Source organism: Oscillospiraceae bacterium (assembly GCA_025758045.1).
Taxonomy (GTDB): domain Bacteria; phylum Bacillota; class Clostridia; order Oscillospirales; family Ruminococcaceae; genus Gemmiger.
Window position 1 is genome coordinate 949,285 of the sequence record CP107208.1, and the last position, 25,828, is coordinate 975,112.

General features: G+C 60.4%; 20 protein-coding genes. 12 read left to right on the top strand and 8 right to left on the bottom strand.

Annotated elements, in window-relative coordinates; genetic code table 11:
• The first annotated feature begins 43 nt into the window (after positions 1 to 43).
• The 10 genes from OGM81_04555 to OGM81_04600 all read left to right on the top strand — a co-directional run bounded on the left by OGM81_04555 (position 44) and on the right by OGM81_04600 (position 13,690).
• Complete coding sequence (locus OGM81_04555; protein UYJ44409.1) at positions 44 to 1,816, top strand: hypothetical protein; 1,773 nt, start codon at positions 44 to 46, stop codon at positions 1,814 to 1,816.
• 126 nt (positions 1,817 to 1,942) lie between these two features.
• Positions 1,943 to 2,785, top strand: coding sequence for a sulfide/dihydroorotate dehydrogenase-like FAD/NAD-binding protein (locus OGM81_04560; protein UYJ44410.1), 843 nt, complete (start codon positions 1,943 to 1,945; stop codon positions 2,783 to 2,785).
• Positions 2,786 to 2,787: 2 nt separating this feature from the next.
• Entirely contained in the window at positions 2,788 to 4,185 is a 1,398-nt protein-coding gene (gene gltA, locus OGM81_04565) for an NADPH-dependent glutamate synthase (protein ID UYJ44411.1), read from the top strand.
• 283 nt (positions 4,186 to 4,468) lie between these two features.
• Positions 4,469 to 5,593: a metallophosphoesterase gene (locus OGM81_04570; GenBank protein UYJ44412.1), complete on the top strand. Its 1,125-nt coding sequence runs from the start codon at positions 4,469 to 4,471 to the stop codon at positions 5,591 to 5,593.
• A gap of 170 nt (positions 5,594 to 5,763) precedes the next feature.
• Positions 5,764 to 6,756 (top strand): 2-hydroxyacid dehydrogenase, encoded by a 993-nt coding sequence (locus tag OGM81_04575; protein ID UYJ44413.1) that lies wholly within the window; start codon positions 5,764 to 5,766, stop codon positions 6,754 to 6,756.
• A 92-nt stretch (positions 6,757 to 6,848) separates the two neighbouring features.
• Complete coding sequence (locus OGM81_04580; GenBank protein UYJ44414.1) at positions 6,849 to 7,340, top strand: MarR family transcriptional regulator; 492 nt, start codon at positions 6,849 to 6,851, stop codon at positions 7,338 to 7,340.
• The gene (locus OGM81_04585; protein UYJ44415.1) at positions 7,337 to 8,680 is read left to right on the top strand and encodes an MATE family efflux transporter; all 1,344 of its coding nucleotides are present in this window, start codon (positions 7,337 to 7,339) and stop codon (positions 8,678 to 8,680) included. Before OGM81_04580 ends, OGM81_04585 begins: the two co-directional genes overlap by 4 nt.
• A 179-nt stretch (positions 8,681 to 8,859) precedes the next feature.
• A complete protein-coding gene (locus OGM81_04590; protein ID UYJ44416.1) occupies positions 8,860 to 9,558 on the top strand; it encodes an ABC transporter ATP-binding protein in 699 nt (232 codons plus the stop codon).
• Between the two features lie 13 nt (positions 9,559 to 9,571).
• Entirely contained in the window at positions 9,572 to 11,899 is a 2,328-nt protein-coding gene (locus tag OGM81_04595; protein UYJ44417.1) for an ABC transporter permease, read from the top strand.
• 6 nt (positions 11,900 to 11,905) lie between these two features.
• Positions 11,906 to 13,690, top strand: a complete 1,785-nt coding sequence (locus tag OGM81_04600; protein UYJ44418.1) for a hypothetical protein — start codon at positions 11,906 to 11,908, stop codon at positions 13,688 to 13,690.
• Positions 13,691 to 13,906: 216 nt separating this feature from the next.
• On the opposite strand, the gene OGM81_04605 is transcribed toward OGM81_04600, so the two are convergent.
• The 8 genes from OGM81_04605 to OGM81_04640 form a co-directional block, all read right to left on the bottom strand.
• Positions 13,907 to 15,184 carry an L-serine ammonia-lyase, iron-sulfur-dependent, subunit alpha gene (locus tag OGM81_04605; protein ID UYJ44419.1) on the bottom strand — a complete coding sequence of 426 codons (1,278 nt, stop codon included), beginning with the start codon at positions 15,182 to 15,184 and terminating at the stop codon, positions 13,907 to 13,909.
• A gap of 6 nt (positions 15,185 to 15,190) precedes the next feature.
• Positions 15,191 to 16,492, bottom strand: a complete 1,302-nt coding sequence (locus OGM81_04610) for an amidohydrolase (GenBank protein ID UYJ44420.1) — start codon at positions 16,490 to 16,492, stop codon at positions 15,191 to 15,193.
• A gap of 8 nt (positions 16,493 to 16,500) precedes the next feature.
• Positions 16,501 to 17,811: an amidohydrolase gene (locus tag OGM81_04615; protein ID UYJ44421.1), complete on the bottom strand. Its 1,311-nt coding sequence runs from the start codon at positions 17,809 to 17,811 to the stop codon at positions 16,501 to 16,503.
• 15 nt (positions 17,812 to 17,826) lie between these two features.
• Positions 17,827 to 18,549, bottom strand: coding sequence for an ABC transporter ATP-binding protein (locus OGM81_04620; protein UYJ44422.1), 723 nt, complete (start codon positions 18,547 to 18,549; stop codon positions 17,827 to 17,829).
• A gap of 17 nt (positions 18,550 to 18,566) precedes the next feature.
• The gene (locus OGM81_04625) at positions 18,567 to 19,352 is read right to left on the bottom strand and encodes an ABC transporter ATP-binding protein (protein ID UYJ44423.1); all 786 of its coding nucleotides are present in this window, start codon (positions 19,350 to 19,352) and stop codon (positions 18,567 to 18,569) included.
• Position 19,353: 1 nt separating this feature from the next.
• Positions 19,354 to 20,382 carry a branched-chain amino acid ABC transporter permease gene (locus tag OGM81_04630; protein ID UYJ44424.1) on the bottom strand — a complete coding sequence of 343 codons (1,029 nt, stop codon included), beginning with the start codon at positions 20,380 to 20,382 and terminating at the stop codon, positions 19,354 to 19,356.
• A 3-nt stretch (positions 20,383 to 20,385) separates the two neighbouring features.
• Entirely contained in the window at positions 20,386 to 21,285 is a 900-nt protein-coding gene (locus OGM81_04635; GenBank protein ID UYJ44425.1) for a branched-chain amino acid ABC transporter permease, read from the bottom strand.
• 108 nt (positions 21,286 to 21,393) lie between these two features.
• On the bottom strand, positions 21,394 to 22,650 hold the full coding sequence (locus tag OGM81_04640) for an ABC transporter substrate-binding protein (GenBank protein ID UYJ44426.1): 1,257 nt from the start codon (positions 22,648 to 22,650) through the stop codon (positions 21,394 to 21,396).
• A 291-nt stretch (positions 22,651 to 22,941) separates the two neighbouring features.
• Between OGM81_04640 and OGM81_04645 the strand changes: the two genes are divergently transcribed.
• The gene (locus OGM81_04645) at positions 22,942 to 24,720 is read left to right on the top strand and encodes a histidine kinase (protein ID UYJ44427.1); all 1,779 of its coding nucleotides are present in this window, start codon (positions 22,942 to 22,944) and stop codon (positions 24,718 to 24,720) included.
• 6 nt (positions 24,721 to 24,726) lie between these two features.
• Positions 24,727 to 25,827 carry a helix-turn-helix domain-containing protein gene (locus OGM81_04650; GenBank protein UYJ44428.1) on the top strand — a complete coding sequence of 367 codons (1,101 nt, stop codon included), beginning with the start codon at positions 24,727 to 24,729 and terminating at the stop codon, positions 25,825 to 25,827.
• The last annotated feature ends 1 nt before the right edge of the window (position 25,828 follow it).

The window sequence follows — 25,828 nt, forward strand, 5'->3', positions numbered from 1 at the left end:
GTGCGGTGTTGCCTAAAGGAAAGCTGAATTTTCGGAGGTCCCCATGCCATCTACACATAAAAAGATCTCTCCCTGGGTCTGGGTCGCAGGGGTGTTTGTGGTGTGCGCCGTGGTGTACGGCACGCTCAGCAGCTACCCGCGGGAGCTGGCCGTCTATAGCGACGAGCTGCGCTACCTGGATGTCGCCCGCAGCTTGTGGCAGGGCCGCGGCCTGCGGGTGCGCAACATGCCCAGCGACTACCAGAAGATTTTGTACCCGCTTTTCATCCTGCCTGCTCTGGCGCTGAAAACCACCGCCGCACAAATTACAGCCATTGGCTGGCTGAACGCGGTGTATGCGTCCAGCGCGGTGTTCCCTGCCTACGCGCTCTGCCGCGCCACAGGGCAGAACCGCCGCCGCACGGTGTTCCTCGTGGGCGTGGTGGCGCTGCTGCCCACCATGTCGGCGGCGGTCACGTTCATGAGCGAGACGGTCTTTCTGCCGCTGTCTCTGTGGCAAATCTACTTTATGCTGCGGGCCATGCAGGCCGCGCCCAAGGCTCGGGTGGGCTGGTGCGCGGCGGCGGGCGTGTGGTGCTATCTGCTCTATCTAAACAAGGAAGTCGCCCTCTACTATCTCATCGCCTGGGTGTTGGTGCGGGCCTGGGCCCTCTGGCAAGCTCGCAGCACCTGGCGCAGCGAGCTTGCCTGCAACGCGGCGCTGTTCGGCAGCTTTGCCGTTTGCTTTGTGCTGGCTAAGCTCACCCTGTTCCGGGGGCTGGGCAACTCCTACAACCAGACCGGCTGGCTGACCGCCGAGCAGTGGGGCTTTCTGCCCTTTGCCATCGTCTGCGATGTGCTGTTCACCGTACTGGCCTTTGGCGTGTTTCCGGTGCTGCTGCCCGCCGCAGGGCTGCGCCGCCCGACCAAGGGCAGCGACCCGGTGCGCACCCAGCTGCCGCTGTTTCTGCTACTGTCGCTCTTCATCGGTGTGGGGGTCATCGCCTGGTCCATCACTGTGCGGGAGGACCTGCACTCCCCCTCGCCCCGGCAGCACATGCGGTATCTGGAGCCGCTGTTTATGCCGCTGCTGCTGGTCACGCTGAACACGTTGGACGAGCAGCTCTCCGCCGCCCGCCGCGGGGTGCTGGCTGCGCTGACCGCTGTGTGGGGCGTCGGCTTCATCGCCTTCTGCCGGGCCATCGGCGCGGGCGCGGGAGACAACACCCTGCTGCAGTGGTTTGACTTTGTGGCCGACCGCCTCGACCGTCTGCCGGTGCTGGGTCTCAACGGCTGGCTGCTGGTCTGGCGGTGCATTATTGTGGTTGGTGCGGCCGTCATCGGCGCGCTGCTGCTGCGCCGCAAGGCCCGGCGGGCCATGGCTGGCGCGGTGCTGGCCCTCTGTGTGTTGTGCTACGCAGGCGAGTGGCGCATCAACCGCTGGACCTACGGCATCGATGCCGAAACGATGCAGGCAGCCAGCGACCTGAACGACAGCCTGCACGAGCTGGACGGTACGGTGCTGTTTATCCCCTACGGCATCCGCCAGCGGAACAGCCAACTCATTGAAACTTACGTCGACCGCGATTTTTATATTGCGGAATATGAGACCCTGGTGCAGACCGGTCTGCTGGATGACGGTGTGCTGGACCTGACCACCGAAGCCCCCGCGCCGGAGTACCCCGGCCATGCCTACACCGATCTGGCCGAAGCTGATTGGCTGCTGGTATCTGACGATGTACCACTGGATACCACAAACCTCACCCCCTCTGGCATCGCCTGCCCGGCCGGGTATACCTTGTGGCAGAATCGCGCCCCCACCCAAGTGCAATTTTAAGAAAACTGTCAATTTTTACAATAAAACACGTCAATCTTTGCATAGGTTGCGGATTTGTTGACGCTTTACAATTTCACGAGAATACGTTACAATACAAACATACCACTAAGGTAAGGAGAGAGAGCTTTGTTTACTATCATGAAACGGAGAGAGCTGAACCCCACTGTTACCGAGCTTTGGATCAAAGCACCGTTGATCGCAAAGAAGGCAAAGGCCGGTCAGTTCATCATTGTTCGCGCGAAGGAAGATTCCGAGCGCATCCCCCTGACCATCGCCGGTTTCGACCGCGAGGCCGGTACGGTTTCCATCATTTTCCAGGTGGTGGGTGCCGGCACCATGCAGCTGAACGCGCTGAAAGAGGGCGAGGCTGTCCACGACTTCGTCGGCCCCTTGGGCAAAGCCACCGAGATCGAGGGCTTGAAGAATGTCTGCGTTGTCGGCGGCGGCGTCGGCTGTGCTATCGCACTGCCCATCGCCCAGGCACTGCATGCCCAGGGCACCAAGGTGACCGGCATTGTCGGTTTCCGCAACAAGGACCTGGTCATCCTGGAGGATGAGTTCCGCGCCTGCTGCGATGAGTTCATCATTATGACCGACGACGGTTCTTACGGCGATAAGGGTGTTGTTACCGCCCCGCTGGAGCAGAAGATCGTCGATGGCGCCAACTTTGATGAAGTCATCACCATCGGACCGCTGATTATGATGAAATTCGTCGTCAAGACCACCAAACCCCACAATGTCAAGACTGTTGTCTCCATGAACCCGATCATGGTCGACGGCACCGGCATGTGCGGCGGTTGCCGCCTGACCGTTGGCGGCCAGACCAAGTTTGCCTGTGTGGACGGCCCCGACTTTGACGGTTTTGAGGTCGACTTTGACGAAGCTATGCACCGCGGCACCATGTACAAGCCTTTTGAGGCCCACGCCCGCGAGGCCGAGTGCAATCTGCTGAAACAGGAGGTGCAGTAATTATGCCGAATATGGACCCGAAAAAGTGCCCCATGCCCAGCCAGGAGCCGAATGTCCGTAATAAAAACTTTAAAGAGGTCGCCCTCGGCTATACCGAGGAGATGGCCATTAACGAAGCCAAGCGCTGCCTGCAGTGCAAGAACCACCCCTGCCGCAGCGGCTGCCCTGTTGAGATCGATATTCCCGGCTTCATCAAGCACGTCGCCGAGGGTGATTTTGAGGCCGCCTATAACGTGATCGCCCAGTCCAGTGCGCTGCCCGCCGTCTGCGGCCGTGTCTGCCCGCAGGAGCATCAGTGCGAGGGCAAGTGCGTCCGCGGCATCAAGGGCGAATCCGTCGGCATCGGCCGTCTGGAGCGCTTTGTTGCGGACTGGTACCGCAACAACGTACATACCAAGCCTGTTGCCCCCGCCCCCAACGGCCACAAGGTGGCTGTCATCGGCGCTGGTCCCTCCGGCCTGACCGTCGCCGGCGACCTGGCCAAGCTGGGCTACAAGGTCACCGTTTACGAGGCCCTGCATGTGGCCGGCGGCGTTCTGATGTACGGCATCCCTGAGTTCCGTCTGCCCAAGGACATCGTCCAGCACGAGGTCGAGGGCCTGAAGGAGCTGGGCGTTGACATCGAGACCAACATGGTCGTCGGCAAGGTCCTGACCATCGACGAGCTGATGAACGACTACGGCTTCGAGGCTGTCTATGTTGCCTCCGGTGCCGGTCTGCCCCGCTTCATGGGCATTCCCGGCGAGAGCCTGAACGGCGTTTACTCCGCCAACGAGTACCTGACCCGCGTGAACCTGATGAAGGCTTACAAGGAAGGTTCCCGCACGCCCATCATGAAGTCCAAGTCTGTCGCCGTTGTTGGCGGCGGCAACGTTGCCATGGACGCCGCCCGCTGCGCCAAGCGCCTGGGCGCCGAGAATGTCTACATCGTCTACCGCCGCGGCATGGCTGAGCTGCCTGCCCGTAAGGAGGAGGTCGAGCACGCCGAGGAGGAAGGCATCATCTTTAAGACGCTGACCAACCCCACCGAGGTGCTGGGTGACGAGAACGGCTGGGTCAAGGGTATGACCTGCGTGGAGATGGAGCTGGGCGAGCCGGATGCTTCCGGCCGCCGCCGTCCCATCGTGAAAGAGGGCAGTGAGTTTGTCCTGGATGTGGACACCATGATCATGGCCCTGGGCACCAGCCCCAACCCGCTGATCCGCTCCACCACGCCGGGTCTGGACGCCGACAAGCACGGTTGCCTGATCACCAACGGCCCTGACGGCCTGACCAGCCGCCCGATGGTCTACGCTGGCGGCGATGCCGTTACCGGCGCTGCCACCGTCATCCTGGCCATGGGCGCCGGCAAGGAAGCCGCCCGTGCCATCGATGCCGCCATCATGGGCAAAGAGAAGTAATTTATAACACATAGGGTAAGGCCCCGTACTGTTAAAAGGTACGGGGCCTTACTTTCTTTTCAAAGAAAGTAAGCAAAGAAGCTTTCAATATTTCGTCACATTTGGCGGATATAATGGTATACTAATAAGTAGAGCATAAGGCTCCCCTTGAGGGGAGTTGTCACCGAAGGTGACTGAGGGGTGACCCGTGTGCCGCCCGCTGCTAAAGTCCCCCCCTCACCCGCTGCGCGCACGGGGAGCCTTTTGCCCCTACAATAGAAATACACAAAAGCTGGTATCCACCATGTATCATCCTTTCTTTCAATTCGTCCTGCCGCGTATTGGCCAGGCGGCGCTGGATGTGCTGCTGTATGTAAACTTTTTGCAGCTGCCGCCCTTGCAGCTGGTCAGCGCATGGCCGGTGCTGTATTACGGCCTACCGCTGCTGCTTATGCTGCTGCTGGCCTACATCAGCCGCGACCCGCTGGGCCTGGGCATCGTGTTCACCGGGCACCTGGTCACTTTTTACTGCATCGGTACCGGCATCGCGCTGCTCATGCGCCGGGTGGGTGGTACGCCGCAATTCGTTTGGCGCATTTTCTGGCTGGATGGCATAACGCCATGGCTGCTGACGGCTTTCATCATGTGGTGGGGCCGCCGCCGCGCCCTGAAACTGTGTACCACAAAATATAATATAACTACGCATAAAAAATTGCCCCATGGCGCTTTGCGCATCGTGCAGATCAGCGATGTCCACCCCCGCGCCTGCGCAGCCATGGATCACACCCGCATCCCCGAACTGCGGGAGAAAATTGCCGCCTGCCGCCCCGACCTGCTGGTGTTGACCGGCGATATTTTCGACGAATTCACCGAGCCGGAGGAACTGGAAGCATTCTGTAGCCTGTTCGGCGAGATCGACGCGCCTCTGGGCAAATACTACGTGCTGGGCAATCACGACCTGTTCCACCATTGGCGGGAGCCAAGCTTCGGCCGTGCGGACTTGGAGCAGGGCTTGGCCAAAGCGGGCGTGCGCCTGCTGGAAGATACCGGCGTTATGCTGCCCTGCGGCGTGCGCATCGTGGGCCGCAAAGACTATTTGTATACGAATGGCCAGCGTTTTACTGCCGCCCAGTTGATTCCCGGCGGGCCGGATGACCGCTATACTGTCTGGCTGGACCACGAGCCGCGGGACTTTAAGAATGCCGCAGCTGCCGGTGCGGATCTGATTTTAAGCGGCCACACTCACGGCGGGCAGGTCTGGCCTGCCGGTGCGGTGGGCATGGTCGCCAAAAACGAGCGCAACTACGGCCAAAAAAAGATCACCGATACCTGCACTGCCATCGTAAGCGGCGGCACCGGCACCTGGGGCTACAAATTCCGCACCCAGGGCCGCACGGAAATTGTTTGTGTTGAAATTAAGCAGGTGTGATAGTAAGCCCCCCTCTGCGAGGGGGCCCTTTTATTGTATCCCCTATTTATGCCATAAAGAACTTTTCGCTCCTCTCCCCCTTGCTCATGCAGTGATCTTAAAATTCTTTTGCGTACTTTTCTTATAAGAAAAGTACGACCTGCGCATACTTACCCCAGGGGGATTTTTCTATGAAAATTACATTTTATGGCACGAGAGACTATGACCATTTATACTTTGACGTACTGGCTGCCGATCCTGAATATGGGTGCGACATCCGCTTTTTGGCAGCTAATCTGGACAAGGACACCGCACCCTTGGCGGCCGGGGGCGAGGCGGTGTGCGCGTTCGTCAACGCCGACGGCTCGGCCCCGGTGCTGGAAACGCTGGCTGCCGTCGGGGTAAAACTGCTGCTGCTTCGCTGCGCCGGGTTCAATAACGTGGACCTGGACGCCGCCAAGCGCTGCGGCATCACAGTGCTGCGGGTGCCCGGTTACAGCCCCGAGGCCGTGGCCGAACACGCCATGGCGCTGGCCATGGCCGCCAACCGCCGCATCTGCAAAGCCTACATCAAGGTGCGCAACAATAACTTTGCGCTGGACGGCCTGCTGGGTCACACGCTGTACGGCTCCGCCGCCGGCATCGTGGGCACTGGGCGCATCGGCGCGGCCATGGCCCGCATCTGCTGCGGCTTCGGCATGACCGTGCTGGCCTATGACCAGTACCGCAACCCTGCGCTGGAGGGCCTGGTGCGGTACGTCGGGCTGGAGGAACTGCTGCGCACGGCGGACCTCGTCAGCCTGCACTGCCCGCTGACGCCGGAGACCCACCACATGATTGACGCCGATGCCATCAAAATGATGCGGGACAGCGCTATTTTAGTCAACACCAGCCGGGGCGGGCTGATCGATACTCACGCGCTGATCGATGCGCTGCGCCAGCGCAAATTTGCCGGGGTGGGGCTGGATGTCTACGAGACCGAGGACAACCAAATTTTTGAGGATTACTCCGACGACGTGCTGCGCAGTGTGGTCGTGCCGGTACTGCTCAGCTTTCCTAATGTGGTCATCACCAGCCACCAGGCTTTTTTTACCCGCACCGCCCTGCAAAGCATTGCCATAACTACGATGGAAAATGCCCGTGCCTTCGCCCGCGGCGAAAAGCTGGTAAACCTGGTGGAATAAAGCAAAATACCGCTTGACAGTAATCCGAAATCGGACTATAATAGCAGAGTCCGATTTCGGATTATTGCTGTTTTGAGAGGAGACAACCCGCCTTGGAAGAGAACGCTGCACTGTCTGCCAAAAGCCTGATTGAACAGGAAAACCGACAGTATAACGAAACAAACGCATTATATCACGCGGCGGCGGTGCAGTTCGGCCTGTCGGATACAGCATTCTGGATTCTGTATGCGCTGTACAGCAGTGCCGCCCCGCTTACACAGGTGCAGATGTGCGCCGAATGGTGCCTGCCCAAGCAGACCCTCAACTCGGCGGTGCGCAGCATGGTGGAACAGGGGCTGCTGGTGCTGACCCCGGCCCCCGGCGGCAAGCGTGCCAAGAACCTGAACCTGACCGAAGCGGGCCGCGCCTTGGCCGAAAAAACCATAGCGCGGGTTGTCCGGGCGGAGGCGGCAGCCATATGCCGCATGGGGCTGGAGCGCATGGAAACAGACCTTGCCATCCGGCAGGGATACCTGCAGAAATTGCGGGAAGAATTTACACAGTTAAAAGAAAAAACAGATGGACATAAAACGGAGAACCTATGAGCAAAGATCGTATCCAGTTATCTGACCATTTTACCACCGGCCGCCTGCTGCGTTTTGTGGCATCGCCCATTATCATGATGATCTTCACCTCGGTGTACTGCGTGGTGGATGGCTTTTTTGTCTCGAATTTTGCCGGTAAAACGGCATTTTCTGCTTTGAACCTGATCTACCCGTTCCTGCAGGCGTTTGGCTGCCTGGGCTTCATGGTAGGCACCGGCGGCAGCGCGCTGGTCGCCATGACACTGGGTACTGGCGATAAAAAGCAGGCGGACAACCTGTTCTCGATGCTGGCTGCCTCCACGATCGTGATGGGCATTGTCTCCACCATCATTGGCTGGTTCCTGTTGGAGCCTGCCGCCCAGCTGCTGGGCGCTACGCCGGAACTGCTGCCGAACTGCCTGACGTACGGCCGCATCCTGCTGCTGTTCCAGACAGCCTTTATGATGCAGTTCTTTTTCCAGAGCTTTTTCATCACCTCCGAAAAGCCGAAGCTGGGCCTGGCCTTCACTGTGCTGGCGGGCCTGACCAACATCGTACTGGACTTTCTGCTGGTGGGTGTGCTGCGCGGCGGCATCGTCGGCGCGGCGTCGGCTACCGTCATCAGCCAGATGGTGGGCGGCATCGGCCCTATGTTCTACTTTTTCAACCGCAAAAACTCCAGCCTGCTGCACTTTGTACGGCCCAAGTTCAGCGCCAAAGCGCTGGGCAAGGCCTGCGCCAACGGTTCCAGCGAGCTGATGACCAACTTGTCGGCCTCGCTGGTCAGTGCGCTGTACAACCTGCAGCTGATGAGGCTCATCGGCGCCGACGGCGTGGCGGCCTACGGCGTGTTGATGTACGTGGGCTTTATCTTTGCAGCGGTGTTCATCGGCTATGCCCAGGGCTGTGCGCCCATCATCAGCTACCATTATGGTGCTGAAAACCACGATGAATTGAAGAACTTGTTCCGCAAGAGCATTACGATGCTGGCGATTGCCGGTGTGGCGATGTTTGCCAGTGCCCAGCTGATGGCCACGCCTTTGGCGAAGATGTTCGTCGGCTACGACACCGGCCTGATGGAGCTGACCGAGCATGCGCTGAAGCTGTACGCGTTCTCCTTCCTGCTGTGCGGCTTCAACATTTTCTCCTCGGCGTTCTTTACGGCGTTGAACAACGGTGCCATCTCGGCGGCGATCTCCTTCCTGCGCACGCTGGTGTTTCAGGTGTTTGCGGTGCTGGTGCTGCCCATGGTGCTGGACATTGACGGCATCTGGTATGCCCTGGTTTTTGCCGAGGCTGCGGCGTTGCTCGTTTCGGCGGCGCTGCTGGTCAAGAACCGGAATCGGTATCATTACGCTTGATTTCTGCTTTTAATATGTGCCTTATCGGCCCTGCCCACCTTGCGGCAGGGCCTTTTATAATGGCATTTTGCCGCTAAAATGCACCGAAAACTTACGAAAATATTGACACATCGGGGCCTCCGTTTTATACTGTTAGCGTAGACTAATTACGATTGACTAACTAAAAGAGGAGCATCCCTGTGTTTCTTGAACTGAATCAGATCAAAAAGTCCTTTGGCAGCGGTGAAAACCGGGTCCAGGTGCTGAAAGGCATCGACCTGGCCGTGGAAAAAGGCGAATTCTGCGTGCTGCTGGGGCCGTCCGGCTCCGGCAAGTCCACGCTGCTCAACATCCTGGGCGGCATCGACCGCGCCGACTCCGGCGACATTCTCATCGACGGCGAGCGTATGGCCGATATGAACGAGAAGGCCCTGACCCTCTACCGCCGCCGCCATCTGGGCTACATTTTCCAGATGTACAACCTCATCCCTAATCTGACCGTGCGGGAAAACATCGAGGTGGGCGCTTACCTCTCCCGCCGCCCGCTGGATGTGGACGAGCTGCTCCACCTGCTGGGCCTGTGGGATCACCGCGGAAAACTGCCCAACCAGCTTTCCGGCGGTCAGCAGCAACGCACCTCCATTGGCCGTGCCATCGTTAAGAATCCGGACATCCTGCTTTGCGATGAGCCCACCGGCGCGCTGGATTACAAGACCAGCAAGGAGATACTGAAGCTCATAGAGACCGTCAACCAGAAGTACGGCAACACCGTCATCATGGTCACCCACAACGATGCCATCCGCCTGATGGCCGACCGCGTAGTGCGTCTGCGCGACGGTGCCATCCGCAGCAACGAGACCAATGCGGTCAAGGTCCCCGCGCAGGACCTGGAATGGTAAAGGGGGCTTGCGCGTGAAGGACCCTTTAAACAAACGCATTCTGCGCGAACTGCGCAGCGAGATGGGCAAGTACGCCGTCATCGCCATTCTGCTCATCGCCACCATCGGCTTTGTGTCGGGCTTCCTTGTGGCCGGCTCCAGCATGATCGCCGCCTACAACGAAGGCTTTGAGAAATACAATATCGAGGATGGCCACTTCCGCGTGGAAAAGCAGCTCAACCGCGCCCAGCTTAAGGCGATCACCGGCGCAGGTGTGACCCTGTACGACCTGCACTACCGTGAGACCGCCATGGAAAACGGCAGCACGCTGCGCATCTACCCGGACCGCACCCAGGTCAACACCGTCTGTCTGATGCAGGGTGCCATGCCTGCCGCCCCCGGTGAGATGGGCCTGGACCGCATGTATGCCGAGAACAACGGCATCGCGGTGGGCGATACCGTGACCGACACAAACGGCCAGACCTGGACCGTCACCGGCTATGTGGCCCTGCCGGATTACAGCTGCCTGTTTAAGGATAATACGGACACGATGTTCGACGCCATCAAGTTCGGTGTGGCCATCGTCACGCAGGAGGCGTTCGATGCCCTGCCAGAACAGCAGACCTGGAACTACGCCTGGCAGTACGACACCGCCCCGGCGGACGACCGCGCCGAGAAGGACGCAGCCACCGACTTTATGAAAGTCGTCAACAAAACGGCGTCCCTGCAGGATTTTGTGCCCGAGTATGAGAACCAGGCCATCATCTTTACCGGTGACGACCTGGGCAGCGACCGCGCCATGATTGCCGTGTTGCTCTACATCGTCATTGCCATTATGGCCTTTTTGTTTGCCGTTACTACGTCCAATACCATCGCCAAAGAGGCAGGCGTCATCGGCACGCTGCGGGCCTCCGGCTACAGCCGGGGCGAGCTGGTGCGCCACTACATGGCCATGCCGGTGGTGGTCACCCTTATCAGCGCGGCGGTGGGCAATGTACTGGGGTACACGGTGCTCAAAAACGTCTGCGTCGACATGTACTATGGCAGTTACAGCTTGCCCACCTATGTCACACGCTGGAACGCCGATGCGTTTTGGATGACGACAGTCATCCCGGTGGCGTTGATGATCTTCATCAACTGGCTGGTGCTTTCCCGCACGATGCGCATCTCGCCGCTGCAATTTTTGCGGCATGACCTCAGCCGTCACGCTAACCGCAAGCATGCCCTGCCCCTGCCGTCGGCACTGCCGTTTTTTGGGCGGTTCCGCACCCGCGTGATTTTGCAAAACCTGGGCAGTTATGTGGTGCTGTTTGTGGGCGTGCTGTTCGCCAATCTGCTGCTCAGTTTTGGCATGATCCTGCCCGATGCGCTGAACCATTACAGTGATACGATCGCGGACAACATGCTGAGCAACACCCAGACGATGCTGCAGATCCCCTACAGCGCCATGGACGAGGACCGCAAGCTGAATGCCCTGCTCTCGATGCTGCAGTTCCGCATGGAGACCGATACCGAGGAAAACAACGCCGAAAAGTTCAGCGCCTACAGCCTGCAGACCCTGGGCACCGACGAGGGCGGCGCGGCCAAAAGCGAGAGCGTGCTGCTGTACGGTGTAGAGCCGGACAGCCGTTACGTGCAGCTGCCGGGGGATGGCGTCTACCTGTCCTCGGCCTACGCCGACAAGTACGAACTGGGCGCAGGGGACACGATTACCCTGCGGGAAAAGTACGAAGATACGACCTATACATTTACGGTGGACGGCGTGTATGATTACATGGGTGCGCTGGCCGTCTTTATGCCCCGGGAAAAGCTGAACGAAGTGTTCGACCTGGGCGACGGCTACTACGGCGGCTATTTCTCCGACGCACCGCTGACCGAGATCAAGGATGAATACGTCGGCTCGGTCATCGACCTGGACCAGCTGACGAAAGTTTCCCGCCAGCTGATGGTCTCGATGGGGGCCTCCATGGGGCTGGTCAACGGCTTTGCCGTAATGATCTTCTTCGTGGTCGTCTACCTGCTAAGCAAGATGATCATCGAGAAGAACGCCCAATCCATCTCGATGACGAAAATTTTAGGCTACAACGGCAGCGAGATTGCCCGGCTGTATCTGCTGTCCACCACGGTGGTGGTCGTGCTGTGCTTGGTCATCAGCCTGCCGATCGAAGTATACGTGATGAAGTTCCTTTTCCGCGCTGTCATGATGGAAAGCATGACCGGCTGGATCGAGATGTGGGTCTCGCCCACGCTGTACCCGCGCATGCTGGCGGCGGGCCTGGTTACCTACGCGGTGGTGGCGGTACTGGAGTACCGCCGCATCATCCGCGTGCCAATGGACGAAGCGCTGAAGAATGTGGAGTGATGGGATATGAAAAAAACGATACCGATACTTTTGTCTGCGGCGCTGCTGCTTTCGGCCTGCGGCCAGGCGGCCGGCACGGCGGAAACCACCTCGGCGGACGCCCCTGCTGCCGTGACCGAGACGACGGCGCAGACCTCTGCCCCCAAGACCACGCCCGGCGGCGTGGATAAGGCCGAGACCGTCTACGCCAAGGCCGACGCCGACGGCACCGTGACCGAGACCACGGTGGAAGCTGTGCTGAAGGCCCGCGACGGCGCGACGATTGAAGATGTGGCCGCCCTGCGGGACATCATCAACAAAGAGGGTGATGAGGCGTACACCACCGGCGCCGACAACGCCCTGACCTGGGAGAACAGCGGTAATGCCATCACCTACGAGGGCAAGTCCGACGCTGCCCTGCCGGTGACCACCCGGGTGACCTACTACTTAAACGGCGTGGAAACCGCCCCCGCCGACCTGGCCGGGCAGAGCGGCCGGGTGCGCATCCGCTTTGACTACACCAACCACACCCGCGAGACCGTCACGGTGGATGGGCAGGAGTACACGGTCTGCGTACCGTTTACGGCCATCACAGCGGTGATTTTGGACGGGGACAAGTTCTCTAATATTGAGGCCGACAACGGCAAGGTTATGGAGCTGGACGGCACAACGGCCGTGCTGGGCACCGCGATGCCAGGCCTGGCGGACAACCTGCGCCTGACCGAGTTTGAGCCGCTGGAGGACACCGAGATCCCCGCTTATTTTGAAGTGAGCGCCGATGTGACCGACTTCTCGCTGGACTTTACGGCCACGATCCTGACTCCCTCGGCGCTGGATGATCTGGACACCGGCGACCTGTCCGACCTGGACGATTTGAGCGACACGCTGGACGACCTGACCGACGCCGCCGACGAACTGGCGGACGGTACCGGCGCTTTGGCCGACGGCGTGCAGGCACTGTATGATGGCTTCCACGAGTACGCCGACGGCGTGCAGGGCCTGAACGAGGGCGCCGAAGCCCTGGCCGACGGCCTGACCCAGTTGTATGACAGCGGCACGGCCCTGGTGGACGGTGCTAACGCCCTGCGGGACGGTTTGAGTGCGGTCAGCGGAGCCGTCGGTGGGATGACCTCCGGCGATACGGGCAGCAATGACGAGATGATGGCCCAGCTGAACGAGCAGCTGGCGCCGGTAATTTCCAATTATGGCACGACCGTGGTAACGGATACCGTGACCGATGCGGACCTGCTGGCCGCCCTGACGGCGGCTGGCCTTACCGGGGAGCAGCAGCAGGCCGTACTGGGCGCAGTAGGCGTGGCCATGGGCAAAGCGCTGCAAAACGACACCCCTGCCATGGTGCAGGGCGTGGCCGGTACGGTCTCCGGGGTCCTCATGGGCCAGCTTGGCAGCGGCATCAGCCAGCTGCAGACCGGCCTGGACCAGCTTGCCAGCGGCAGTGCCGAGCTGGCCCGCGGTGCCGACACCTACGTAAAAGCGGTTGGCCAGGTCAGCCAAGGGGCCGACGCCCTGGCCGAAGGCAGCGCCAAGCTGGACGACGCCAGCGACGCCATGTACGAGGGCCTGGCTGAACTCCACGATGGTGCAGCAGAACTCCACGACGGCGTGCAGGAGTTCAGCGATAAAAACACCGACGACCTTTCCGACGACCTGGGCGGCGGCCTGCGCAACGTAGTCCGCCGCCTGAAAGCCGTCCAGCAGGCGGGCAAAAACTACCAGACCTTCAGCGGCTTGCACAACGGAGATACTGGCAGCGTAAAGTTCATCGTGGAGACGTCGGAGATCAAGAAGTAAACAGGGTATAAAAAATAAAAGGGAAGAATCTGTGAGGAACAGGTCCTTCCCTTTTTGTAATGCGCATGCTTGACTTTCTGCACAAGGCTGCCGCCATCAAAGTCTTTGAGTTTGCAAACAGCTATGGCATCCGATGGCAGAGCTTTGTTCAAGCGTTCCAGGCTGCTGTGCAGTTCAGGAAGGCTCTACTGGTCAGACCGAGTTAATGGCAAAGTATCAGTTTTTCAGCATCAGGCGCAGGATCTCCAGGTCCGCTTCCCGCATGCCTTCCCGGGCGATGTGGCCCACGTCCTGGATCGTTTTTTCCACGCTGGCGGTGACGATGCCCTCGCCCTGTTCAAAGCGGTGGCCGTTCATGCTCATGCGTACGCTGAGCAGGCCGGTGTACACCGCCGCCGCGATCTTGGAGGCGCAGCTGGACTTGGCGCCATCGCACCACATGCCGCCCAGAGTGGCCAGAGTGTTGGTGATAACGCCGCAGATCTGCTCATAGCTGCCGCCCTGGAGCCAGCAGATGCCCACCGCTGCCGCGCAGGCAGCGCTGGTGGCACCGCAGTAGGCGGACAGGCTGCCGATGAACCGTTTCTGGTGAATGCTCATCAGGTTGGCGATGGCCAGGGCCCGCAGCAGGCTGTCGTGGTCCACCTGGTTTTCCTCGGCGTAGAGCAGCACCGGCATGGTGATGGTAAGCCCCTGGTTGCCACTGCCCGAGTTGATGACCACCGGCAGGGGGCAGCCGTTCATACGGGCATCACTGCCCGCGGCAGCCGCGGCGGCGGCCCGCATCTCAAAGGGGCCTTCCTGGAACATGCCCCGCAGGGTGGCGCCCACCTCGGCGCCGTAGTGCCCGGCCAGACCGGTGTCCGAGATGGCCCGGTTACAGGTGATCTGGTTTTCCAACACATCCCGGATGGTGTCCAGGTCCACCGTTTCGCCATAGGTAAGGATGTCCCGCACATTCAAAAGGCTTTTGTCCGGTGCAGGGGCGCACACCTGCCGGGCGCACTCCCCTTCCATCAGATTTTCGCCGTTGTGCTCCATGCGGGTCACATTGGTGTGGGTGGTACGGATCTCCACAAAGGCTTCGTCCGCCCCCGCCCGGGCCGTCACCTGGACTACCAGGTTGTCGGTGCCTTCGATAAGGCTGGTGGTGCAGATACCCGCTTCCAGCAGTTCCACCGCCCGGGCACGAGTGGCATCGGTGACGCTTTCCAGCACCGCCAGACGGCGGGTGGCATCGCCCCCGCAGACGCCCAGCAGGGCGGCGATCTCAATGCCGCGGCGTCCGCCGGAATTGGGGACCGTGACGCCCTTGACGTTCTTGACGATATTGCCGCTGCAGGCCAGCTGCAGGGTATCCGGCTCCCGGCCCAGGATCTGGCGGGCCAAAGCGCCCGCATAGGCGATGGCGATGGGCTCGGTACAGCCCATGGCGGTGATCAGTTCCCCCCGCAGCAGCTCGCCGTATACGGTATATACTTGTTCTTGTAGCATTTCCGTTTACTCCGCTTGTTCAAATTCCGCCCGGACCGCCGCCAGCAGCGTCGGTTCGGTGGCCAGCCGGGTGCCCATCAGGGCCAGGGTCTTGGCCGCGAACAGCATGCCCCGGTGGGCCGCCGGTTTGTCGGCCTGCACCGTGACCGCCCAACTGTGGTTGGGCGTTTTGCGACCGTAGCAGGCGGTGTTGATGTTGACCACCGGCACGATCTGGCTTACGTCCGCCACATCGCTGGAACCGTTGTCCTTCTTGATGGTGCCGTCCACCGGCAGGATGCTCTCGTCCAGTTCCCCTTCCACCCCGGGCAGGCCCACAGCCTGGGCCACCTGGCGGGCGTAGGCTTTTTCCTCTTCGGTAAAGCGGGGCGCGCCGATGGCTTCCATGCAGTCGTGGGCCAGGGCCGCCAGGGTGAAATTCAGCTTGCTGTCGTGGTTTTCACCCAGGATCTTCACTTCCACCGTGGTGTCGGTCATCAGACAGGCACCTTCGGCCACCCGGCGTACCCGGGCTTCCAGTTCCTTCATCTGGGCAAAGGTGTAGGCCCGCACCATATACCACAGCTGGGCGTAATCCGGCACGATATTGGGCCGCTCGCCCCCGTGGGTATAGCAATAGTGCATGTAGCAGTCTTTGTCCACATGTTCCCGCAGGTAGTTGACGCCGATGTTGGTAAGTTCGGCGGCATCCAGGGCGCTGCGCCCGTTTTCGGGGCAGTTGCAGGCGTGGGCCGCCCGCCCGTGGAAGGTGAAGGTCAGAGCCTCGGCGGCCTTGAACTTTACCTCGCCGGGGTCATTGTGGTCCAGGGGATGCCAGGCCAGGCAGACATCCACATCCCGGAAATAGCCGTTCTCGATCATGATGGTCTTGCCGGCCAGGGTCTCCTCGGCGGGGGTGCCGTAGACCACCACCGTGGCGGGCAGGCCTTCATCCACCAGCTGGGCCAGGGCGATGCCTGCGGCGGCGCTGCCCGCGCCCAGCAGGTTGTGGCCGCAGCCGTGGCCGGGACCGCCGTTGCCCTGCTGATAGGGTACATCGTCCTGCTGCAGGCTGGCCAGGGCGTCATATTCGCACATAAAGCCGATGCGCACCGGCCCGTTGCCATACACTGCCCGGAAGGCCGTGGGCTGGTCTTTCAGCCCCCGTTCCACCGTAAAGCCGTGCCGTTCCAACAGGTCCTCCAGCACGGCGGCGGAACGGTGTTCCTCGCCGCTGAGTTCCGCCATACCGTGGATGGTATCGGCACAGGCGGCAAATTCCGGGCCGTGTTCTTCCAGCCAGGTTTCGATCCGTTGCTGACAGGTCATAGCCAGTGTCACCTCTCCTTTTCAAATTCCGCCCGCACCGCGGCCAGGCTTTCGGGGTCCGACGCCAGCCGCGCCCCGGCCAGTGCCAGGGACGCCGCCGCGAACCGCATGCCCCGATGGGCCGACGGACGGCAGGCCTGGGCCGTTACCGCCCAGGTGTGCATGGGGGTGTTGGCCGCAAAGCAGGCGGCAAACATATTGATGGTGGGCACCACCTGGCTGACATCCGCCAGGTCGGTGGAACCGTTGTCGATCTTGATGGTGCGGTCCGCCGAAACGATGCGGGTGTCAAAATCGCCGGTAAAGCCGGGCACCCCCGCATGTTGGGCGATTTGCCGGGCGTAGGCGGTCTCTTCCTCGGTAAAGCAGGGCGCGCCCACCGCCTCCATGGCCTCCCACACGATGCGGCTGAGGGTAAAGTTCAGCCGGTTGTCGTGGGTATCGCCCAGAGTCTCAAATTCCACGGTGGTATCGGTCATCAGGCACGCCCCCTCTGCGATGCGCTTGACCCGTTGTTCCACCTCTTTCATCTGGGCATAGGTATAGGCCCGCACCATGTACCACAGCTTGGCGTAATCTGGCACGATGTTGGGCCGCTCGCCGCCGTTGAGGTAGCAGTAGTGCATATAGCAGTCCCGGTCCACATGTTCCCGCAGATAGTTGACGCCGATGTTGGTAAGTTCGGCGGCATCCAGGGCGCTACGCCCGTTTTCGGGGCAGTTGCAGGCGTGGGCCGCCCGCCCGTGGAAGGCCATGGTAAAGGCGGCGGCCGCCTTGTGCTTGATCTCGCCCGGTTCGCTGTGGTTGTGGGGGTGCCAGCCCAGCACCACATCCACATCCCGGAAACAGCCGTTGTTCACCATAATGGTCTTGCCGGCCAGGGTCTCCTCGGCGGGGGTGCCGTAGACTACCACGGTGGCGGGCAACTCCTGGTCTACCAGCCGGGCCAGAGCGATGCCCGCGGCGGCGCTGCCCGCCCCCAGCAGGTTGTGGCCGCAACCGTGGCCGGGGGTGCCGTTGCCCTGCTGGCAGGGCACATCGTCCTGCTGCAGACCGGCCAGAGCGTCGTACTCACACATAAAGCCGATGCGCACCGGCCCGCTGCCGTACACCGCCCGGAAGGCCGTGGGCAGGTCCTTGAGGCCCCGTTCCACCGCAAAGCCGTGGTGTTCCAGCAACTCTTCCAGGGCGGCGGCGGAACGGTGTTCCTCACCGCTCAGTTCCGCATAGCCGTGGATGGCATCGGCGCAGGCCGTGACCTCGCCGCCGATGGCGTCCAGCGTTTGCAAAATCGCCTGTTTGTACTGTGTTGCGTCCATGGTACGCCGCCTTTCTCAACCGCCCAGGTATGCCTTGCGGATGCTGTCGTCGCTGTGCAGTTCCTTGCCGGTGCCGCTCTTGACGATGACGCCGTTTTCCAGCAGATAGGCGCGGTCGGCGATCTGCAGGGCCATGTTGGCGTTCTGCTCGATGAGCAGTACCGTCTTGCCCTGTTTCTGGATGGTGCAGATCAGTTCAAAGATCTCCTCCACCACGATGGGCGCCAGGCCCAGGGAGGGTTCGTCCAGCATGATGAGTTCGGGGTCGTACATCAGGCCCCGGGCGATGGCCAGCATCTGCTGCTCGCCGCCGGACAGGGTGCCCGCGTGCTGGTTGATGCGTTCTTTCAGCCGGGGGAACAGGTCATACATCTGCTCCCGCCGCTCGTCGATGTACTTGCGGGAAACCTTGCGCAGGGCCATGGTGCCCAGGATCAGGTTTTCGCCCACGGTCATCTTGGGGAAAACGTGGCGTCCTTCGGGCACATGGCTGATGCCCAGCCGCACGATATCGGGGGCGTTCATGTGGGTGATGTCCTGCCCCTTGAAGGTGATGCGGCCGGAGGTCTTTTTGGTAATGTTGCTGATGGCGCTCAGGGTAGAGGTCTTGCCCGCACCGTTGGAACCGATCAGGCAGACGATCTCGTTGCGGTCCACTTCCAGGCTGATATCCCGGATGGCATGGACATGGCCGTAGTCCACCACCAGATTGTCGATCTTGAGCATCGTTTCGGACATTGTCGTTCTCTCCTCTCTCAGCGCTCGTTGGACTTCTGGATGGTACCCCGTCCAAAGTACGCTTCCTGCACCTTCTTGTCGTTTTTCACCACGTCAGGGGTGCCTTCGCAGATTTTTTCGCCGAAGCTGAGGACCATGATGTAATCGCACAGGTTCATGACGAACTTCATATCATGCTCGATGACCACGATGGTGTGGCCACTCTTGTTGATGCGCTGGATAAATTCCAGCAGGCTCCAGGTCTCGGCCGGGTTCATGCCGGCGGCCGGTTCGTCCAGCAGCAGGATCTTGGGGTTGGCGGCCAGCGCCCGGGCGATCTCCACCTTGCGCTGCAGGCCGTAGGGCAGGTTGCCCGCTTTCCAGTCCTTGTATTCGGTCAGGCCCACTTCCTCCAGCACCTTGGCGGCCTGCTGGGTGGCATATTCCTCGTCCTGGCGGTAGCGGGGGGTGTGCAGCAAGGCGTCCAGCACATTGGTCCTGGTATGGATGTGGCAGCCCACCTTCACGTTTTCCAGCACCGAAAGGTACTTGAACAGCTTGATGTTCTGGAAGGTACGCACGATGCCCAGCTTGGCCACTTCCTCGGGGGGGAGGTTGGTGATGTCCCGCCCGTCAAACAGGATCTGGCCGGAGGTCACCTTGTAAGTGCCGGAGCAGAGATTGAAAAAGGTGGTCTTGCCGGCGCCGTTGGGGCCGATGATGCCGAAGATCTGGCCCTGTTCAACCTTCATGTCCACGTTGTTGACGGCTTTCAGGCCGCCGAAGTATTTGCAGACGGCCTTGCTTTCCAGAATGACTGCCATATCACTGCGCCTCCTTTGACTGGGGCTTTTCCTTTTTGCGCAAGAACGCCGGCAGCGGGAGGGAGATATTGCCCGCGATGACGCTGTCCTTGGCGCCGAACAGGCCCTGGGGCCGTACCCACATCATCACGATGATGAGCAGGGCGTACATGACCATACGCCATTCGGAGGCGAAGCGAAAGCCCTCGGTGATGCCGTTGATGACGAACGCGCCCACGATGGGGCCCAGCAGGGTGCCGGAACCGCCCACCACGCACATGGACAGCACGCTGAAACCTTCGTCCAGGGTGAACATGTCGGGGCTGACGTAGCGGTAGTAGTGGGCCAGGAACACGCCCATGGTGCCGCAGATGATGGCACCAGTCATAAAGTTGATGCAGCGGTAGTGGGAAACCTTGACACCCAGGGAACGGGCGGCGTCCTGGTCCTCACGGATGGAGATCCAGGCACGGCCGATGCGGGAGTTGAGCAGCCGGTTGAGAATGAACACCACCAGCAGCAGCACCACCAGCGCCAGGTAGTAGAAGGGAGCGCCGGATTCCACCTTGAAGCCGAAGATGGTAATGGTGGGGATGCCTTTGATGCCCAGGGGGCCGTTGGTCAGGTCCTGCCAGTTGAGGGCGGTCAGGCGCATCATTTCCGAGAAGCCCAGGGTGATGATGGACAGGAACATGCCGTTGAGTTTGAGGGTGGGGATGGATACGATGAAACCGGCAATGGCGCACAGAACAATGGTGCACAGCAGGCTGGGCAGGAAAGTCATGCCCAGTTCGGTGCTCATCAGGGCGCCGCTGTAGGCGCCGATGCAGGTAAAGCCCACGATGCCCAGGCAGCTCTGGCCGGAATAGCCGTTGATGATGTTCAGGCCGCTGGCGATGGTGGCGTACACGATGATGCGGGCCAGAACGCCCCGGACGTAGTTGCTGGTGGTGAGCTGGGGCAGCAGGATCAGGAACAGGATGCCGAGGACGACCACCAGCTTTTTATGGCCGGTGTAGAAGTCTTTGGCCTTGGTAATGAGGTTGGTCATAGGTCATTTGCCTCCCTTCCGTTTGAAGCCCTTGGTAAAGTCGAACACGAACAGACCCTCGGGGCGGAACGACAGTGCGATGAACACCACCAGGAAGCCGATGATATCCCGGTAGCTGGAGGTGAACAGGGCGATGCCGAAGTTTTCCAGAATGCCGATGAGCAGGGCACCCAAAGCGGCGCCGGGGATGTTGGTCATGCCGCCCAGCACGCAGGCGGAAATGGCCTTGAGGCCGACCACGGTGCCGAACACGGTGGACACGTTGGTCAGGTAGGTGCCGTACAGCAGACCGGCGATGCCGCCCAGGCCGGTACCCACGATGTTGCCGATGAGGGTGACTTTCTTGACGTTGATGGCCACCAGGCTGGCCGCCATTTTATCCTGGCTGACGGCGCGGAGCATCAGGCCCACGCGGGTCTTGTACAAAAACAGGCTCAGGCCGATGGCCAGCACCACCACGATGGCGATTACCACCATGTGGATGGTGGTAATGTACAGATCGGTACCGAAGAGATAGAAGGGCTTGGTTTCAAAGGCGGGGGGCATGGCGTTGCCCTGGGAGCCGAAGGCGATCTGGGCCAGGTTCTTGATGAGCAGGGAGCAGCCCACCGTGCACAGCAGGGCGATGTTTTTAGGCGCGTCCAGGAAGCGCTCGTAGGCAACCTTGTGGATGAAGATACCGGCAATACCGGAAGATATGAAGGCTACCAACAAGCCCAGGAAGAAGTTGGGCGTAACATAGGTGTAGAACAGATAAGCGCTCATGGCGCCGATCATGACCATTTCGCCGTAGGCAAAGGTGATGAGCCCGACGACGCCGACGATCAGCGTATAACCAATGGCCATCAGGGCGTAGATGCTGCCCTGGGACAGGCCGTTGATAAGCTGCTGGAGCACATACATGGGAATACCTCCTTTGGGTAGGCTGCGATGCGGGGCAAAAAAAGAGGCCCCGTTCACCCCGAGAGAGGGAAAACGGGGCCTCCGTTTTACCGTGTCAGCACACAGCGATCATTCAAACTTGCTGCACTTGGAGTAGTCGCTGACTTTGGTCCACTTGCCGTCGACAATTTTCAGCAGGCAGTAGGCGCGGATAATGTCCTCATCCTCGGTGAACTCGTAGGGACCGGCCAGGAGCACATCGCCCCACAGAGCCTGCACGTCGGCGTCGGTGATGCCGGCCAGGGCATCGCGCACGGCCTGACGGTCGGTGGTGCCGGCTTTCTCAATGGCGGCGCAGAGCAGCAGCGCAGCGTCGTAGGACAGAGGGCCATGAGTGGTAGGATAGAACCCGGCGCCTTCGTAGAATTTAGTTGCGTAGTCCCACGCAATTTCATCTTCTTCGCTGAGGAAAAATCCAGCCGAAATCACTAAACCTTCTGCTGCTTCACCTGCAAGGAGAATCACCTGGTCGGAGTACATGGCGCCGGCGCCGATGACCGGGATATCCCAACCCATGGCCTCCAGCTGTTTCAGGATCAGGGCACCGTCGGCGGCCTGCGTTACCAACATCAGATACTCGGGGTTGGTCTGGCGGATCTTGGTCAGGATGGCGGTGAAATCCTTTTCTCCAGAAACAAAGCTCTCGTCATCGGTGATCTCGATGCCGTATTCCTCGCAGCCTTCCTTGGTGGACTCAAAGGCGGAAGCGCCCCAGTCATCGTTGACCCAGATGACGCCGATGGACTTGGCGTTCAGGTATTCATAGGCGCCGCGCTCCACCAGGTAGGGCTGCTCGGCTTCCATCTTGCCGGCCACCGTGAAAGCGTAGTCGCTCATGGGGGCGTACTGGTTGTTGGAAGCGCAGGGGGAAAGCTCCACCATGGTGTACTCCTCAAAAACAGGCGCACAGGCGATGGCTTCGGAACTGGTCATGGGGCCAAGCACGCCAACGATACTCTCATCATCGCCCATCTTCTTGGTCAGCTCCACCGCTTCCTTGGGTTCGCCTTTGGAGTCTTCCAGGACCAGCTCTACCTTCTTGCCCAGGACGCCGCCGTTCTCGTTGACCTTTTCGATGGCTAGCTCCCAGGAACGCCAGAAGCTCTCACCCATCTCGGCCTTGTCGCCGGTGACTGCCGTGATGCCGCCGATGCGGATGGTGTCACCGCTGGTCTCGGCGGAAGCGATCTCGGAACTGGCGTTGGCGGAAGATGTCTGCTCGGAACTGCTGGTGGTTGCCGAACCGCCGCAAGCGGCCAGCAGGGAGGTGCCCATGGCCAGAGCCAGACCCAATGCGATTGACTTTTTCATACTGCTTTTTTTCATACTGCTTTGCTCCTTTTTTCAAGTGTGTTTCTTCTCGTGCTGCCGTAAAGGCGCTGTGCACTTTCGTTGTCTTCAGTCTACCATTGTGCCGCTTTTTTTACAAGATAACAAAAATACGATATGGTGGACTATTTCTCTTTCTTCGCTATTTTTCATGTTCTTTTTCTTGTTTTTCTGTTTATTTTGATATTATTGCACAATTTTCTGTGTTTTTTTCGTTGCAACACCCCGCGAAGTATGTTACACTGGGTGGCGAACCTTGTTAGATTCGGACCTGAAGGAGGGGACGTCATGCGGCGCAAAATGCTGCTTTCTTATTTTTCCATCCTGCTGGCGTTCTGCGCTGTCATCTTTGTGTTTGTGCTGCGCACCGTTTACAGCATGGTTCAAGGCAACCTGATTGAAACCTCCTCCCAAATAATGCAGCGCTGGTCCACCGAGTTATCCGACGCCATGGGCTTTGCCCACAGCCACATACTGAATCTGGCCTCCAGCCAGCATTTGCAGGAACTGCTGGCCGCCTACGGCACCGGCGCCGCCCAGGGCGACGCCGAGCAGGCCCTGTTGCGGGACGAAGCCCTTACCTCTCTGCTGTCCTTCAACAGCGTGACCCTGGGCACCCTGCCCTTGCTGGTCGAGATCACCGCCCGCACCCCGGACGGGTCCTATCTGCCCGTATACGACACCCTGGGGCTGGAGGAATCCCCCGCTCCTTACGATCCCCGTTCGGAATGGATCCAGACCCTGGAGTCCCTGGACGGCCGTTTTTTGTGGGATACCTACTACGACGGCAACTATGAATACATCCGGGCCTCCAAGATCATCTACGACAACCGGGATTTTTCCAACATTCTGGGCACCATATCGGTGGAGTTCAACTATGAGCACCTGACCCAGAGCGTTCTGCACAATCTGCGCAACGAGGCAGGCATGGAAGCCGCCCTCTACAATATAGCCACCGAAGAGTTCATCGGGTATTATTCCATCCGGGGCCTGCCCGATACCGATACCCTGCGGCAGCTGAGCGCTTCGGGCGGCTTCTATATACAGCCAGACGGCGACGCCTGCCTGTTTGCCCGGCGGCTTTCCACCACCGACTACTATCTGGTGGGGCTGAAATCCCTGGAGGAAGTGCACACCACCTACCTGCAATCCTGCAGCATCCTGTTTTTGTCCGCCGGGGCGGCGCTGCTGGTGGGCATGCTGCTCACCTTTGTGGTCACCGGGTCGGTGATGCGCCCGGTGGTGCAGCTGTCCGAGACCATGAAAAACGTGAAAAACGGCGATCTGGACATCACCGTCCACACCCGGGAAAAGGGTGAGGTGGGGGAACTGTACGACAGTTTCAACTACATGATCCAGATGATCAACCAGCTGATCGAGGAAAATTACGTCACCCGCCTGAACCAGAAACAGAGCGAACTCAACGCCCTGCAAAGCCAGATCAACACCCACTTTTTGTACAACACGCTGGATTCCATCAACTGGCTGGCCAAGGACTACCATGTGGAACAGATCTCCCAGCTGGTGACCAGCCTGTCCACCCTGCTGCGCACCTCGCTGAACAACGGCCAGCCGGAACTGACGGTGGAACAGGAACTGACCCACATGCGCAGCTACCTGAACATCCAGAAAGTGCGGTTCTGCGGGCTGTTCCAGGTCCATGAGGAAGTGGACGAATCCCTTTTGCAGGACACCGTCATCAAGATGCTGCTGCAACCCTTGGTGGAAAACGCCATTCTGCACGCCTTCAACCGGTCCGACGCCCCGGCCGAGGGCAACCTGCTGCTGGTGCGGGTGTTTGCCCGGGCGGGGGACCTGGTGCTGGAAGTGGCCAACAACGCCCCCGATGACGCCCTGGCCCAGGTACAGCAGCGACTGCGGCAGGAGGCGGGCGCCCCCGCCCGCAGCTACGGCATCCAGAGCATCCGCACCCGGCTGGAGATCGCCTACGCCCGGGAAGCCGCCCTAGAATACCGGATGGAGGGGGGCTTCCTGACGGCGAGCATCCGCATTCCCCGCCGTTATACCGCCCCCGACCGCCTGACTACCCCCAGACTGAAGGAGTAAAGACCCATGCCCTATTCCGTTTTGATCGTGGACGATGAGATGCTCATCCGGGAAGGACTGCGCCGTCACCTGGACTGGGCCACCCTGGACATGGAGGTGATCGGGGTAGCCGACGGCGCCGAGAGCGCCCTGGAGATTGCCCGGCGCCGGGCGCCGGATATCCTGATCACCGACATCTGCATGCGTTCCAAGACCGGCTTTGACCTGATCGAGGACCTGTTGGAACTGGGGCTTTCTCCCCAGGTGATCCTGATTTCCAGCTACAACGATTTTTCCTACGCCCAGCGGGCGGTGCGCCTGAATGTGGTGCGGGAATATATCCTGAAACCGGTGGACACCGACGCCCTGACCGCCCTGCTGCACAAGCTGCGGGGCGAACTGGACCTGCGCCCTGCCCCCCGCAGGGCCGAGGAGGACGGCGGCGCCGACATCCCCGTGCACACCTACCGCAGCTTTTTGCAGGACCTGCGCAGCGGCGGCTATGACCGGCACCGCTTTGTGCACTGTGTCAAGCACGGGGAAACCCAGGAAGCCCTGGCCCAGTGGGCCTGCGTGGAGCAGGTGGTCCGGGCGGAACCCCACCACCTGGCCTCGGCCCAGCGGTTCTGCACCAATCTGCTGATGCTGCTCATCTCCGAGGGCATCCTTTCCGGCGAGGGGGAGGACCCGGTGCACGCCCTGCGCCGCTGCGCCGACACCGAGGCCATGTGCGCCTGCATGCGGGATACCGTGGCCGCGGAATGTGCCCACAAATGCGCCCAGGCACCGCTGGCCCAAAGCAAGCTCATTGCCGCCAGCCTGGACCTGATCGAAAAGCATTACCGGGACCCCCGGTTCAACCTGACAGCCCTGGCCGCCGAACTTTGCGTCACCCCCAACTATCTGTCCATTCGCTTCAAGGAGGAGATGGGCGTAGGGTTCATGAAATATCTGCTGGACCGCCAGATCGAGACCGCCAAGCGGCTGCTGGCCGACCCCCAGTACAAGGTGTACCAGGTGTCCGAGATGGTGGGGTTTCAGGACGAAAAGTATTTTTCCCGCCAGTTCAAGAAACTGGTGGGGGTCACCCCCAAAGAATACCGCAACGAGCATACCTCTCCCCTGTGAG